This is a genomic window from Singulisphaera acidiphila DSM 18658 (genome assembly GCF_000242455.2).
GTDB lineage: Bacteria > Planctomycetota > Planctomycetia > Isosphaerales > Isosphaeraceae > Singulisphaera > Singulisphaera acidiphila.
The window spans coordinates 4,840,284-4,856,135 of sequence record NC_019892.1; the positions used below are offsets into that span (position 1 = coordinate 4,840,284).

Consider the following 15,852-nt stretch of genomic DNA (forward strand, 5'->3'; position numbering starts at 1 on the left):
TCATTCACAGCCCCAACGGGGCGGAAATTAAGGGGCAGAGGTGCGCTGTCCTGGTCTGGCTTGGAACGTTGTCAGGCTGTTTGGATCACGTTAGCGAGTGGCCGTGTCAATAGTCGTTGGCGGAGATGACCTCGCCGCCGGCCCGAGAGATCAGTTTGGCGAAGACGCGGATGCTCGTCGTCTCTTTGATGAAGTGAACCGACCCGTCGGCGAACAAGTTATTTGCGCCGCCGTTGTGAAAACTAAAGACTTCGTTTGCGTTGGTGCAGTTTGTGTGGCAGGGACCGGGGGTGATCAGGCCGTCCTGGGTAAAGCCGTGCAGGCCGAATGGGCTTTCGCGGTCAGCCCAGCCCGCGCCGCTGATGCGGACCCGATTGGGCGTGCCGGGGGGATCCGACTTGGTGAATTTGGGGCCTCGTGTCCACCTGTCGGGTCGGCCGGCGACTTCGGTGACGACCTGTGTGTTCGAGGTCCCGTCGGTGATTTCGGCAATCCGCCTCAGCATGTTGGCACGCAGCACACCTTCGTAATTACCCGGGTCGACGAAGCCGGCCGTGACCAGGCCCTCGTTCACGCTGTTGTTGGGACCGTAGTCGCCGGGTGCTGAGGTCCAGAGGCCGAACTTCGCGTTCTGCACGCGGTCCGTGCGCGTCGGCTCGGGCGTGGACGGGCAGACCATCAGGTTGAGCCGGGTGTTCAAGAGCGTCTGGTTGCCCGTGGCTCGATAGTCGAGTGCCAGGTTGTAGGTGTTGTACAGAGCGGTCTGCTCGGCGTGGGGCAGCAGCAGGACAGCCCAGCCATGCTCGACCAAATCCTTGGTCGCGACCGCCTTTCCCGAACTGTCGACATTGATGTTCAACGGGGCGAACGCCGCGTCGATGGCCGCCGGTGGAAAAAAGCCCTGACTGCTCTCGAAGTTAAGGAACCCCAAGCCGATCTGCTTGAGGTTGTTGACGCACTGGATCCGCCTCGCTGCTTCACGCGCCGCCTGAACGGCTGGCAAGAGTAAAGCAATAAGCACACCAATGATCGAGATGACGACCAGAAGCTCGATCAGAGTGAAGCCGTTGCGGCGATCACGAACGCGATTGTCACTCGGACTGAAACGAATCGACATGGACTTTATCTCGATGAATGATGGAGAGCAGATTTCGCCCCTTGGGGGGGGCAGGCAGGTTTACGAAGTCGTTCCGTGTCAAAGGGCTTACTGATCGCCGGCCGTTAGCGGGGAGCGGGCGTTGTGTCGACGACGAGGCGGTGGCTCGCGACCTCATCCCAGGCGAAGAGTTTGAAGTTTTGCCGGCCGGCGTTCTCGCCGTCCTGAAGGACGAGGAGGCCGCGAGGGAAGAGGGGCGAGGTGCGCTCGTTGGTCACGTCGAGGCCGTCAGTGTGGGCAACGTCGCCGTTCCCGCTGGCCTTGGGGTCGATGGTCAGAACGTAGGCATGATCGCCGCTGCGTTCGTAGACGTTGACCGTGCTGTTCCCCTGGCTCGAGGCGAGGATGTAGCCCTTGCCTTCGGGAGCGTAGTAAAGGGCGATCCCCTCGACGTCGGCCGTCAGGCCGTGCTCGCCCACGCGTGCGACGGCTCGGCGGTCGGCGCCGTCGCCCGGTTCGGCGCCGTACTCCCAGATGCCGACCTTTTCTTCGGCCACGTAGAGCCGGGCCCGTTCGCGGTCGGCAACGATCCCTTCGGATTGCGAACCGACGCGGAAGGCGCGGACGCGGGTGGCTCCGATCGCCTGCCTGTCGTTGTCGGCGGCGGGGGGATCGAGGCGGTACTGTTCCACCGCGCCGTCGCGGTCGGTGACGAAGACGTAGGCTGTGCCGTCGCGTGGGCTCCGGTAGGTGCAGAGGCCGTAGGGGACGCCGCCGTCGAAGGCCGTGAAGGTCGGGCCACTGCCGGTCTCCGCGAGCCTGCCGTCCGCCGGGTCGATCGTCCAGACCTTGACCCCCGGTGATCGCGTCCCTTTGCCGACGCTGGCGATCGCCAGGTCGACGGTCCGGCCGGCGAGCGGGAACCCGCAGAGGATGTCGACGTTGTTCGGCCGCGAGTCAGGGGAGACGAGTTGGCGGCTGCGGCCGTCGAGCGTGTAGGCGTGGAGTCCCCCCTTCTTGTCGGTGCCGAGGACGAGGCTCCGGGCGGGGTCGACGGGGTGAATCCAGATCGCCGGGTCGTCGGCGGCGTCCCCCTCGGTGGGGACAGGCTCGGTCTGGACCTTTGCGGTCGGGGTCACCAGGACGACATCCGTCTCCGGGCCGGCCCCCATGAGGGTGAGCAGGAAGAGGGAACGGGCCGCGAGACGGCGAGGGGTCGTGGGCATATTGCTTTAAGTTCCGCGAGTCACTTTAAAGGAGTTGGCCCGACCCAGGTCCCTTTTTTTAAAAAAAAAGGGCCTGGAGTCGGGCAATTAAGGAGGGGGCAGGACCGGGTCAGTAAGCGTCGGCCGAGATGACCTCGCCGCCTGCGATCGTGCCGAGAGCACGCCAGGTCGCGCCGTTCACGGTGGATTTGATGAAGCGGACGCTGCCGTCGCCGAACAGGGAGTTGACGCCGCCGGAGTGGTAGCTGCGCGAGGTGATGGCCGCGTAGGTCGGGCCGCCGTTGTTCTCGTCGTTGGTGTCGTAGTCGATGTCCACTTGCGGGGTCCCGACCATCATCTTGAAGTTCGGCGGCAGCGCTGTGGTGAACCCGTCATAGCAGGCCGAGCCGATCGACCACTTCGTGTGCCCGGTATCGGCCTTGCAACCGCCCTTGTAGTTCTGGGCGACGAATGCGGCCGAGGTGGCGGAATCGGCGGGGTAGCTCGTGGGGCTGATCCCCGACGGGGTGGCGCACGACTTGTAGAGCGGCTGGCTGGCTTTCACTTCCGCCGAGAGCAAGGTGTTGCTCAGGCCGTCGGTGAAGGCGGCGAGGCTCCGGCTGAGGTTGACGCAGAAGGCGCTCCGGTTGGGGATCGCGCCGCCGCCGCCGAAGACGTACCAGTCGCCCACCGACCAGCCGTAGTTCGACACGCCGAACTGGCTGCCGCTCGGCGGGGTGATGTTCGGCTCACTGGGGCAGAGCAGGTATTTGACTTGCAGGTAGCTGACGGTCGTGTTCGATTCGTGGCTGTACTTCAAAGAGAAGTTCATCGCATTGTACATCGGCCCCATCTCCATGAACGGGGCCAAGCGGGCGCTGATGCCCCACGAGGTGTACTGCGTCGGTTGAGTGTTGCCGGTGATGACCATCGTCTGTTGCGGCGGGAGGGCGCCGTTCATGCTCTCGTAGTTCATCACGGCGAGGCCGAGCTGTTTGAGGTTGTTGACGCACTGCATCCGGCGTGCGGCCTCGCGTGCGGCCTGCACGGCGGGCAAGAGAAGCGCGATCAAGACGGCAATGATGGCGATGACGACCAGCAGTTCGATCAGGGTGAATCCACGTTGGCGAGATGTGCTCATGATTATTGTAATCGGATCAAAGCGTAATCCCTCGCGGGACGTCACGCGACATCGCGGAACGTGCCCGAGAGCATCAGACACGCCGGATCTTAAGTTTTTAATGTGAAAAAACTGCGAGCGAATTGTTATAAGTCTTAGAAATTGCAAATTTATGTTCGACGCATGCATTTGCACTTGATGCCACAGGACAAGGTCGCCATCCTGAGACCCGGGTAATCCAAAATCGCACGCACCTTTTGCGAGTTTGGCGGCAGCTTTCAGTGCGGCCCGGTCCACATTCGTCACGCCAAACTCAGGCGACTTCGACGCTCACGATTTGTCCTTTGACCTTATTGGTTTCGACTGCGATCCGTTGTGCAACGGCTGGTGGCCATTCGTTCTCCCCTGCGCTGGGATCGCGTCTTGCTTTGGAATCGGCGGGGCCGTTTTTCGCACGGTCCGACCGAGAATCAGACGCAAATGCATAATAAAATGGTGATTATTGGATAGCAGAAAAATCGAAAATGAAATGACTCTGATTTGATTTTGTGAGGGCTCTGGTCTTGCGAAACTAGACTAAGCCGATCAAGATAGGGGAGACGAGGCTGGTAGTCCCCAATTTTGGGGCGTTGTCATGCCAAGGGCATCTTGCTAACGAGAGGGCAAGTGGCTTTGGGGCTTGTCCTTGGCCGGCCGAAACCGGTGGGCCAGTCGCTTGGGTTGATGTTGGAAAGTTAACAGCTTCACGAACTTACGACTTGGGCATCGCCGTGTGTCTGAGCGGGATGAGCGGATGCGCAGGGTGTTTACTGCGCGGTGCTCGGCGATGTCGCCCTCGATCCTTTTTTTTCTTTGATTCGTCCTTTTTCTTGTGACGGGTCGGCTTTGCGAGTTTTGGAATGATGACGACAGGAGTGCGGTTCACGAGAGGGTGTGGGGCTGTCCCGTCGGCTCTCTGCCGTGAGCCGATGGTGAGCGGTTCGTGGTGGCGTGGAGGGCCCCGGCGGTCATGGCCGATCGCGTTGGTGTTCGTCGTTGGCCTACTGACCCTGGTGCAGGCCCCTGCGGTGGGTAGCCAGCCCAACATCCTCTTTCTGCTTTCGGACGATCATAGCGCCCCGTATCTTGGGGCCTACGGCTCTCCTGATGTGCGGACGCCGAACCTTGACCGCCTCGCGACGGAGGGGTTGCGGTTCGACGCGATGTTCGTGAGCTGTCCGCAGTGCGTACCGTCCCGCGCGGCGCTGATGACAGGGCGGTCGCCGGTGGCGGTCCGCATGGTCCGCTTCACTTCGCCGCTGCCGTCCGACGTGCGGGCGCTCCCCGACCTGCTCCGCGAAGGGGCGGGGTATTTCACCGGGGTCGGCGGGCGGTCGTATCATCTCGACGGCCCTGCGGCCCGGGGCCGTCTCGCGCCGACGGTGACGACCGAGGTGCTCGACCGCCACGGATTGCGGACGTTCAAGGACCGGGTCGACTACGTCGAGAAGCAACCCGCCAAGGGGTGGTCGCGGTACGGCGACCGTCTTGAGGCGTTTCTCGACGCGGCCCCGGCCGGCAAACCCTGGTTCTTCTGGCTCGGCTTCAGCGACCCGCATCACCCCTGGGATACCCAAGGGTTGCGGGGTGCCATCGACCCGGCGAAGCTCACGCTCCCCCCGGATCTCCCCGACCTGCCGGGCGTCCGTGACGACCTGGCCCGCCATCTTGCCGAGATCGAGCATCTGGACGGCGATGTTCAGAGCGTCCTCGACGTGCTGAACGCCCGGGGACTTGCTGGCGACACTCTGGTCGTCTTCATGGGCGATAACGGAATGGCTTTCCCGCACGGCAAGGGGGCTCTGCACGACCGGGGCATCCATGTTCCGCTCCTGGTCCGCTGGCCGGGGGTGGTCAAGCCAGGGGAATCGAGCCGGGCCTTGATCTCGGGCGAGGACTTCGCACCCACGATGCTCGCGGCGGCCGGCCTCGAGCCCCCCAAGTCGATGAGCGGGAAAAGCTTCCTGCCTTTGCTCCGGGGCCAGGCGTTCGACGCTCGCCGCTATGTGTTCGCCGAACGCGGCCCCCACGTCGCCGATGGTGCCATGACACCGCAGATCTCTGCCGCCACCTTCGACCTGGCCCGATGCGTCCGCTCGGATCGTTATAAACTGATCTATAACTGCACGCCCCACCAGCCGGTTGGCCCCATCGACAGTCAGCGAGATCCCGGCTGGCAAGGGATGGTCGCGGCCCACAAAGCGGGCGAGCTCGCCCCGCAGTTCGTTCGCGCCTACTTCACGGCCCCTCGGCCGACCTTCGAACTCTACGACCTCCGCGCCGACCCCGGCGAACTCGACAACCTCGCCGGACGGGCCGAGGTCGCCGACGTCGAGCAAGAGCTCAAGGCGGCACTCGCCGAAAAGATGATCCTCGACTGGGATTTTCTCCCTTTGCCGACACGCTGAGGACTCGGCGCATGGCCGATCCCCAGCGACGCTGCGGACTTGTTCCGCAAAAAATGTTCATATTTTCAGAATTTGTGAATTTCCGAAAGCGAGAATTCGTCATGATGGTTTCTTCGAGTCGATCTCAGAGTCGGTCGGTTCATGGTTTCACGCTCATCGAGTTGCTGGTCGTGATCGCGATCATTGCCGTGCTGATTGCGCTGCTGTTGCCGGCGGTCCAGGCCGCGCGGGAGGCGGCGCGGCGGATGGAGTGCGTCAATCACCTCAAGCAGATCGGTCTGGCCCTGCACAATTACCACACGACCAGCGACACCTTCCCGCCGGGAGCCCTGGCTTCACGGAACGCCGATGGGTCAACGCGGACCAACGGCGACTTCAGCACGCAGGCTCGATTGCTGCCCACCCTGGAGCAGTCGGCCCTGTATAACGCCGCGAATTTCTCGATCTCGGTGAAGTCCGACACGGCGGGGACGGCGATCAACTCGACGGTGACGGCCACACGGGTCGCCGCCTTCCTCTGCCCGTCGAGCATCGAGCCGAGCTGGACCAGCACGCACAACTCCCAACGCGCCACGGGAAACAACTATTTCGCCTCCTACGGCGCCGGGATTGAATGGGATGCGTCCAAAGCCGGCGGTCCTCCCAACGGCCTTTTCCAGGTGACCGGACCCACCTTCGGTCTCAGCAGCATTCAGGACGGGTCGAGCAACACGATCGCGTTCGCGGAGTGGAAGACCGGGACGGGCACCATCGGGACCGTCACCGTTTCCACCGATATCGTCTTCTTCGGCAGCGGGCCCTCGGGAACCTCGCGGACCGCCGCCGGCACCGAGGTGATGCCGGCCTTGAACGGACTCGGGTTCCAGGCCTGGATCGACAGTTGCACCAAGGCGGTGGCGACGACCCGTTCGAGCTTCACGCCCATCCTGGGTGAGGCCTGGGCCTTCGGCCTGGTCGGCTACACGATGGGCAGCACGCTTCTACCCCCCAACGCCAAATACTCCAACTGCAGCGCCGGGTCGGCCAACACGTTGGCCGCCGCCGGGATGTTTAACATGAGCAGCAACCATTCCGGGGGGGCGAACATCCTCCTGGCGGACGGTTCGGTCCGGTTCCTCAAGGATTCGACCGCGATGCCCGTGGTCTGGTCGCTCGGCACCCGCGCCCAGGGCGAGATCATCTCGGCCGACTCGTTCTGATCGTGGTCTCGGTCTCATGCGCCACTGTCGAAGTTGATGAGCCTATGGGGAGCAACGAACGTTGAAGGCTAAAGGATTGAGCGGGTCGGCAACGGTTCACCCGTTGTGAGTCGCACTTAGGGCGACTACACTGGTCTCACCCGTTTGAAGGCGAAATTACGGTGGGTCATGCTCTCCCCGCGTCGGGTGGGCATGGCCTTTTTCCCTTTTTTTGCTTTCCGTCAAGGGGACGCGCGTTCCTCTCTCCGCCTTTTCCCAGGAATGAGAACAAAATGGGTCGGGTGCGTCCCAAAAAAAACTCGTCGCGAAGATAAAATAGATTGCGAGAAACTTTGTTCCGGTGCGTTTGTTAGATCAAGGGTAAATTCGCGCTGTGCATGCGACGTTTTTACAGGGAGATTTCCACCACCCCCCGTGGAGCTCGTGAACTTCGAGATCCGCTCGGTTGGTCCGCCAATGCGGAATTGACGGATTGAGCCTTGCTCGATCTGGCCCGACTCTTCAGAGAATTCAGAGTCATGAATTCTTGAAGGGAGAAGCTGGTCAATTTTGCTGCCGCTGGCCGCGAGTGCCATTGGCTCATGAAGAGATGTTGGGAGAGGATATGCTTGCACACGGAAACGACCAGGATGGTCGTCATCTCCTTGGTGTTGTCACCTTGGCGTCTGATCGCAACAGGGAAGGGCGATCCCAGTTCCCCCATCAATACCTGACTCCAACGGTTCAGCACTTGCACCTTTTCTTCGAGCGCACGGTCGATGCTCGACCTGACGCATTGGCTCTCGCGTGCGGAGACGAACGGCTCAGCTATTCCGAGCTCGATGCTCGGGCCAATCAGTTCGCTCATCACCTCGCCCGGCTCGGGATTCGGCCGGGCGACCGGGTGGGCCTGCTGCTCGAGCGTTCCGTGCCACTTTACGTCGCCCTGCTGGGCACGCTCAAGTGTGGCGCGACGTTCGTGCCTATTGATACCTCGCTTCCGACCGATCGCATTGCCTTCATCGCCGAGGATGCGGAACTCGCGCTGTTGGTGACGTACTCGTCGTCTTCGAGTCCGTCACATCGCGGCCTGAACTGCCGGATTCTCGACTGGACCCTTGCCGTCGACCTCGTCGCGACCGAGTCCGAGCTGCGGATCGAGGTTTGTCACACCGGCCCGGCCGCCGCTTACATCATCTATACGTCGGGGACCACCGGCCGTCCGAAGGGCGTCTTGGTCAACCATTCAAGCGTTTGCAACTTTATTGATGTGTGCCGGCCTGTTTACGAAGTCGGTCCGCTCGACCGGGTTTACCAGGGAATGACCTTGGCGTTTGATTTCTCGATCGAGGAGATCTGGCCGACCTGGGCATCGGGGGCGACCCTCGTCGCCGGGCCGACCGATCACCGCCGCCTGGGCGCGGGGCTTACCGACTTTTTGATCGCGGAGCAGATCACGGTCGTCTTTTGCGTACCCACGCTGCTCGCGACCATCGAGCGCGAGGTACCCACGCTCCGCACGCTGATCGTGGGGGGGGAATCTTGTCCCGAGGCGCTCGTCAGTCGCTGGGCCCGCGACGGCCGGAGGATGCTGAACACTTACGGTCCGACCGAGGCGACCGTCACCGCGACGTGGAGCGAGCTCGAGCCCGGGAAGCCTGTGACGATCGGCCGCCCGCTGGCGACTTACACGGTGTGTCTCCTGGGAGAAGATCGCACGCCCGTGCCGGAAGGGGAGGTGGGTGAGATCTGCATCGGCGGGCCGGGGGTTGTGGTCGGCTACCTGAACCGGCCCGACCTGACGCTTGACCGTTTCATCAGCAACCCGTTCGACCCGGAACCGGGGGCTCGCCTCTATCGGACCGGTGACCTTGGCCGGTTCACGCCTGAGGGTGAGCTCGAGTTCCTCGGCCGGTTTGACAGCCAGGTCAAGGTGCGTGGCTACCGCGTCGAGCCGCAAGAAATCGAGGCGGTGTTGCGGGAGGATGACGCGGTCTCCGACGCAGTGGTCGTGTTGGGAGCGGCGGAGGGGGGATCGGGCGACCTGATTGCCTACATCACGCTGAGGAACGGGGACCTCGCCGAAACGCTCCGGACTCGCTTACACGTCGCCTTGCGCCGGCGGCTCCCCGCGTATATGTGCCCGGCCTATATCGAGGTGGTCGACGTTCTGTCGAGCCTGCCCAGCGGCAAGGTGGATCGTTCGCGGCTTCCTCGGCCTTGCTCGCCGCGACTGGCCGAGGCGACGAGCGCTCCGCACGTGGCCCCGGCCACGCCTCTGGAGAGCCGGCTGGCCGAGGCCTGGGCGCATTGCTTTGGCCGCGCTGTGGTCTCGGTGGAGGCCGACTTCTTCCAGGAGCTGGGCGGCCATTCACTGACGGCCGCCACCCTGGTCTCGAGCCTGCGCCAGGCGGCGGAGTTCCGTAACCTCAGTATCGCCGACCTGTACGCCAACCCGACCGTTCGCCTCCTCGCCGGCCATCTCGAAGCGCAGGCTCCGCGAGCGACCGCACGCGCGGAGGAGCCGCGCTTGCAACACAGCAACCGCCGCGTCCGGGCGTGTGGGGTTGTGCAGTTTGGGCTGCTCTACCTGATGCTGTTGGTCCTGGCCGCGCCTGGCCTCCTGCTGACGCAGAGCGGCGCGGCGGCAGGAACGGCCGTCGGGTTCGCCGTGACCACGGTCGTGGCGTTTGGCCTGGCGATTGTGATCAGCGCGGTGCTCCCGCTGCTCGTTCGGTGGACCCTGGTTGGCCGCTTCCAGCCTGGCCGCTATCCGCTCTGGGGGTGGTACTACTGTCGCTGGTGGCTCGTGCGCAAGCTGCTCGAGCTTGCCCCCTTGGATCTGCTGGCCGGCACGCCGCTCTTGCCGGCGTACGCCCGGCTGCTGGGTGCCCGGATTGGCAAGGACTGCCAGATCGCAACCTCCTTGCTCATGCTGCCGGACCTGATCGAGATCGGCGAGGGGGCCAGCATTGGCTATGCAGTCGCCCTTGAGCCGTTCCTGGTCGAGGACGGCTGGCTCCACCTGGCGCCGATCCGGATCGGGGCGGGCGCGTTTATCGGAACCAACTCGGTCGTGATGCTCGGATCCAGGATCGAGGCGGGAGCGCGCGTGGCCGAGCAGTCGCTCGTGGCTCGCGACCAGACGATCCCGGCCGATGCGTCCTGGGCAGGGTCGCCCTCGAGCGCGGGATCGAGCGACCCGCAGCTCGATGCGTTGGAAAGCTTGCCGGCTCCCGCCCCCTGGTCTCCCGCTCTGCTGGCCGGGTTCCTGGTCGGCAGCCTGGTTCTCGAGTTGTTGCCCGTGCTGTTGCTGGCTCCCGGCCTGGCTCTGCTCTACTACGACCTGGGTGATTACGAGCACTGGCTCCACGGCGTGTCCGCAACTCCGCTGGCGGGGCTTGTTTATGTGTTGACAACTTGCGTCGCGGTGGCGGTGGGAAAGCGTCTCGTCATGCCACGAGCGCGACCGGGAGTGTACGCGTTGCGCTCCTGGTTCGGGCTCCGGAAATGGTTCTCCGATAGGTTGATGGAGTTGAGCCTTGGCTCCACCAACTCGCTCTACGCGACGCTTTTCACCTCGTCCTGGCTTCGCGCGCTCGGGGCCAAGGTTGGGCCTCGGGCCGAGATCTCGACCGTGTCGAACATCGACCCCGACCTCCTCGTCGTGGGGGCGGAGAGCTTCGTGGCCGATCTCGCCGTGATCGGAGCCGCACGCTACCATCGCGGTCGCGTGGTGCTGGGGACGACCGAGCTGGGTCCGCGCAGCTTCGTCGGCAACGCGGCCCTGGTGCCAGGCGCGGCCTTCCTGCCGCACGATAGCTTGATCGGCGTGCAGTCCGTCCCGCCGGCCGAAGCGATGGAGCCGGGCAGTTCGTGGCTCGGCTCGCCCGCCATCTTCCTGCCGCGCCGGCAGGATAGCGGCGACTTCGAGGAGAGTGTGACTTATCGCCCCCCTCTGCGGCTGGTGGCGGGCCGGTTGGCGGTCGAATGTGTGCGGATCGTCCTGCCGGCGACCCTGATGTACCTGGCCATCCTGATCGGCCTCAAGGCGGCGTTCATCATGTCCGACTGGCCGATCGGGCTGCGGCTGATCGTCTTGCCCGCCGTTTACCTGGCTTCGGGCCTGGCGGTGACCCTGGTCTCGGCGGCCCTCAAGTGGGTCGTTGTGGGCCGCTACCGCCCGCGAGTCGTGCCGATGTGGTCGTTCTTCGTCTGGCGCACCGAGCTGATTACCGCGCTCTATGAGAACGTGGCGGTTCCCTGGCTCCTGCACTGGTTTACCGGCACGCCGTTCATGGCCCCTTTGCTCCGCCTCTTCGGCGCCCGCGTCGGCCGGCGCGTTTACATGGAAACCACGTTCCTGACCGAGTTCGACCTTGTCCGGGTCGACGACGACGCGATGGTTGCCGGCTGGACCTCGCTCCAGACCCATCTCTTCGAAGACCGGGTTATGAAAATGTCGGCACTTACCGTTGGGCGCGGTTGCACCGTGGGAACCCGCTCGGTCGTTCTCTACGACGCGGAAATGGCGGCAGGCTCCAGGCTTGAAGCCCTTTCTCTCGTCATGAAGGGGGAACGGCTCCCGGCCGAGAGCCGTTGGCGCGGAATCCCGGCCCGGTTGGCCGACTAAGGAGCGTGCGTGAGAGGGGCTTGCCGGGTGAGCCCGGCCCACCTTTGCCTCTTTTTTTTGAGAAGAGGCGGGGTGTCTTGACGGAGGTCTTGTCCGTGCCCGGACCGCCGCGCATCCTGGACTGCCTATTCCTCCGTCGCCGTTTTCCCTGTCCGGGATCGAACGACGGCGGGGGCGGGCTCCGCTTGCGCCACGGGTATCCGCTGATCGCGTTGCTGCTGCTGATCGCCGTTGCAGGTTGTTGCACGACCTCGATGGAGCACGCGCCACGAGCCGCCAAAGCGCCCGGCGCCTCACGGTTCGCGAGCCAGGCCGCCGTGCCGCCACCCCTTGTGGCGCGTGCCCAATCATCTGACGCGAGCACGCGCACCGTCCCTTCGTCAAGGCTGGGTGAGGACGACGAAGAAGACGACGATGATGAGGAGGAGGACGACGAAGACGAAGCGGTGGCGGCACCCCGCCACCCCGGTTCGCCCGGCCGCGAGCTTGCGCCGGCCCTCCAGGGCAACGCCGCGAAGGCTGATCCCCACGAGCATGAGCACGAGAACGGCGACGGCTTCGACCAGCATGATATGTTCATGAAGGCGCTTGGCTACGAGTCGTCCTCAACCCGGATCTACGGCTGGGTCGAAGGGGCCGCTCTCTTCAACCCGGCTGCCCCGAGGAACCATCAGACTCTGCCGAATACCACGTCCGACCTGGCCAACCGAGCCCAGATCCCGCAGGCCTACCTCGCCATTGAACGGGTTTTCAAGAACGTCGACACGATCGATTACGGCTTTCGGTTCGACAACCTTGTCGGCACGGACTACGCGCTCTTCAGCGATATTCGCCAGCTCGAGAAGCCCGTTTTCTCCCACGATTACGGATACACGCCGACCCAGTTCTACGTCGACCTGCACTTGCCGATCCTCACGGCGGGAGGGCTCGACCTTCGCTTCGGCCAGTTCATTTCGCTGGCCGGCTACGAGTCGGCGTTTGCCCCTGGGCGTCCTCTGCGGTCGACCGGACTCCTGTTCAATTACTCGCATCCGTTCACGAACATGGGGCTATTGACGACGCTCAACATTTCGGATCGGCTCCAGGTGTTCAACGCGCCCGTGAACGGCTGGGACCGACTCCTCGACGCCCATAACCAGTGGGGGTACATGGGGGGGATCAATTGGGATTCGAAAGACGAGCGAACCAACCTGGGCTTGGCCTACTACGTGGGGCCGAACCAGATCAATCGTGCCCTGACACGTGCGCCCTTGCCGATAGCAGTCCTACCGCGTCCTCTCGGAGGCAGGAGCCGGGGCCAGGAGACCACCCTCATCTCGGGCGTGCTCAGCCATGAGTGGGACAAGCGCTGGACCACGGTCCTCGAAATCGACAGCGGCACGGAGACGAGGATTCCTGTCTTTAGCAATCGACCCCGCTTGAGCCGGAACTCGGCCTGGTACGGGACTGGGGCCTGGGTCCTCTATACGTTCGACGAGCGCTGGACGGGCGTTGTACGGACCAGCGCTTTCCGCGACCAGGGCGGGGTGCGGACCGGCTTTGACGACACCTATTTCGAGGCCGCGGTAGGACTGATCTACAAGCCCACTCCGTGGTTCTGGATCAGGCCCGAGATTGACTACGACGGCGCCGTCGGTGCCCCGCCGTTCGAGACCCGGACCGGCCGGACGAACAACGAGGTCTTCTTCGGATTTGATGTGCTCTTTTTATTCTGAAATCTATAAATATTAAATTATAATGTTGTCGTAGAGCTTGGATGGGAAGCTGCAAGATCCTGGACGGTTGTCAATGGTGCCTCGGTCTGCTCCAATGGGCGGGGGGTGTCGATGGGGCTCATTGCTTGATGAGTAGGGTGTCGTGGTTTCACGCCATTGGGGAGGATCGACCATGGGATGGAGTCGTGCCGCAATTGTCGGGATTGCCTTGATCTTCCTGGTGGCCGGGCCATCGCATGCCCAGGAATCGGCGGTCAAGGTCAAGGGACGTGTGCTGGACCAGGACGGCAACCCGATGGAGGGGGTGAACGTCGCCTCGATGTGGAGAATCCGTGAGAAGGACGGAAAGCAGGTCGGCGTTAGCGGTGTGACTACTGACGCCGAAGGGCGGTTCACCGTCAAGCTCGACTTCTATGGTCGCGACGCGGCGCTGATGGCGATCGATTCCGACCGGAAAGTCGGGGGCTCCACGATCGTTCCCGTCGCCGATGCGAAGCGAGAGTTCGAGATCCGGGTCGCCCCCTTGGTGCGGGTTCATGGGAAGCTCGCCTCCAAGGATCTGGAAAAGGCCTTGTCCTGGACCAACGTCTATATCAATCTCTTGCCCGGCAAGATTCGGCTGATTCAGAACTCCTCAAGACAGGGCGAATTTTCGATGCTCCTGCCGCCCGGCGAGTACGACATGAACGCCTACGGCGCCGACGTGAAGGGCATCCACAAGACGCTCACACTTCGCGCCGAGGAGCCCGACCTCGACCTGGGCACGGTGGACTTGCCGGCGACGTTCCTCGCACTCCACAAGGGGAAGGAGCTTCCCCCCTGGTCAGTGGTCGATGCGCGGGGCGTCAAAAAGGAGGTGACCCTGGCCGACTATCGGGGCAAGTGGGTCCTGGTCGATTTCTGGGGCCACTGGTGCGGGCCGTGCGTCCGGCAGTTGGGCGAGTTGATCAACTTCTACGATGACCACGCCGCCGACCGCGACAAGTTCGAGATCCTCGCCTTCCACGACGGCTCCGTGAAGGACTTTGCCGAGATGGACGCGAAGACCGAGCAGACCAAGAAGTCCCTCTGGCACGGCCGCGATCTGCCTTTCCCCATCCTGCTCGACGCCCCGAAGGACCCGCAAGGCGCGACGATCGAGGCCTATGGGATCCGTAGCTTCCCGACGACGATCCTGATCGACCCGGAGGGGAAGCTCGTCGGCGAGGTCAGCCCGGATTCCCTGGAGAAGAAACTGACGCCGATCCCCCTGGCCACGCGCATTTCCCGTGCCTTCGATCGCGATATTGCCCTGGGGATGAGCGCCAGTCCCCTGGCTTCGAGCCTGGAGATCCTGGGCCAGATCGCCCGCATCCCGATCACGCTGGACGAGGAGGCGCTCAAGGCGGCCGGCATCAAGGCCGACGCCTCGATGCCGCTGACATTGAGCGGGAGTCTCTCGCTCCGGAGCTGGCTGGAACTGCTGCTCGACCCGCTCGGGCTGGAGGCAACGCCGGGCGAGGAGGGGATCATCATCGGCTCGGCGAAGCGAGGGGGTTCGGCCCGAGCGCCGTCGGAATCCCAGAAGCTCGCCGCCAGCCGGATCGAGGAGGTCCTCGGGCAGAACGTCACCTTCGACTTCAAGGACGCAACACTCGAGCAGGTGGCGGGGCACTTCGAGGCCAAGACGCATGAGAACTTCGTCCTGGACCCGGCTGGACGTCGCGCCGGGGTGATCGATCCCGAGGCCACCGTGACAGGCTCGGCCGAGGACGTCCCACTACGTCAGGCGCTTGAGGAACTGCTGAAGCCGCTCGGCCTGGTCCCCGTCGTCAAGGACGAGGTGATCCTGCTGACGAAGTCTGTAGCACCTTGATGTTTGCTGGTGTAGTGAATTGAAGGTGATGATGGGGCCTCTCTGTTTCTTGGGCAGCGAGGTCCGTGTCCTCTGACGCTGGTGTTCCACGAAGTCGAACGCGATCGAGCCATTGCTCTACAGTTGACAACCCGTCGTCGCGGCATAAACTGAATAATGGCGATGGGGTTCGCCAATCAATAACCGCCGCAGCCTCGTGGAAGGTTGCGGCTGATGACCCCTACCTTTGGAGAGCTGGTTCTCTTCGGGTGGGGCGATTAATGGACGAATCAGGCCCTGCCGGGAGAGATCTGTTTTCGGCGGGGCCTTTCGCTGCGCCCCCTTTGGGGAGTCTCTCCCATGAGGGCGATCACGGTCTCCTATGTGCACGGAGCTAGCAGTACCGAGGTAGCTTCGCACCAGGCGAAAGCCCTCGACTGGGAGTTGCTCGATCGCGTACTGCCCCACCAGGCTCTGGATGAGTACGCCATCGGCATGGACGATCGCACCCGCCTGCAAGCGATGTAGATGTAAAGGAAGACCATGTCCCACGGCATAGCGATCGCGTTAGCGAGCATTGCCGTGACTCCGTCGTTGTCATGAAATCGACTGGGCTCTCTGATA

Annotated in this window: 9 protein-coding genes and 1 riboswitch; of the genes, 6 read left to right on the plus strand and 3 right to left on the minus strand. The window is 63.4% G+C overall.

From position 1 onward, the window contains the following. Positions 1–106: 106 nt before the first annotated feature. The 3 genes from SINAC_RS19005 to SINAC_RS19015 form a co-directional block, all read right to left on the minus strand. Positions 107–1,117, minus strand: coding sequence for a DUF1559 family PulG-like putative transporter (locus SINAC_RS19005; RefSeq protein ID WP_015247230.1), 1,011 nt, complete (start codon positions 1,115–1,117; stop codon positions 107–109). A 104-nt stretch (positions 1,118–1,221) separates the two neighbouring features. Further along, positions 1,222–2,322, minus strand: coding sequence for a phytase (locus tag SINAC_RS19010; RefSeq protein ID WP_015247231.1), 1,101 nt, complete (start codon positions 2,320–2,322; stop codon positions 1,222–1,224). Between the two features lie 109 nt (positions 2,323–2,431). Beyond that, entirely contained in the window at positions 2,432–3,442 is a 1,011-nt protein-coding gene (locus SINAC_RS19015; RefSeq protein ID WP_015247232.1) for a DUF1559 domain-containing protein, read from the minus strand. 878 nt (positions 3,443–4,320) lie between these two features. Here SINAC_RS19015 and SINAC_RS19020 point away from each other — a divergent pair. The 6 genes from SINAC_RS19020 (at position 4,321) to SINAC_RS40620 (ending at position 15,756) form a co-directional block, all read left to right on the plus strand. Continuing rightward, a complete protein-coding gene (locus SINAC_RS19020) occupies positions 4,321–5,868 on the plus strand; it encodes a sulfatase family protein (RefSeq protein ID WP_154673884.1) in 1,548 nt (515 codons plus the stop codon). Positions 5,869–5,969: 101 nt separating this feature from the next. Beyond that, the gene (locus SINAC_RS19025; protein ID WP_020467334.1) at positions 5,970–7,067 is read left to right on the plus strand and encodes a DUF1559 domain-containing protein; all 1,098 of its coding nucleotides are present in this window, start codon (positions 5,970–5,972) and stop codon (positions 7,065–7,067) included. Positions 7,068–7,671: 604 nt separating this feature from the next. After that, complete coding sequence (locus SINAC_RS19030; protein ID WP_015247235.1) at positions 7,672–11,679, plus strand: Pls/PosA family non-ribosomal peptide synthetase; 4,008 nt, start codon at positions 7,672–7,674, stop codon at positions 11,677–11,679. Between the two features lie 95 nt (positions 11,680–11,774). Then, positions 11,775–13,394, plus strand: a complete 1,620-nt coding sequence (locus tag SINAC_RS19035; RefSeq protein WP_015247236.1) for an outer membrane beta-barrel protein — start codon at positions 11,775–11,777, stop codon at positions 13,392–13,394. 172 nt (positions 13,395–13,566) lie between these two features. Further along, complete coding sequence (locus SINAC_RS19040) at positions 13,567–15,249, plus strand: redoxin domain-containing protein (protein WP_015247237.1); 1,683 nt, start codon at positions 13,567–13,569, stop codon at positions 15,247–15,249. Positions 15,250–15,398: 149 nt separating this feature from the next. Continuing rightward, positions 15,399–15,479: riboswitch (Fluoride riboswitch) on the plus strand. A 109-nt stretch (positions 15,480–15,588) separates the two neighbouring features. Next, positions 15,589–15,756 (plus strand): hypothetical protein, encoded by a 168-nt coding sequence (locus SINAC_RS40620; RefSeq protein WP_015247238.1) that lies wholly within the window; start codon positions 15,589–15,591, stop codon positions 15,754–15,756. Positions 15,757–15,852 lie beyond the last annotated feature (96 nt).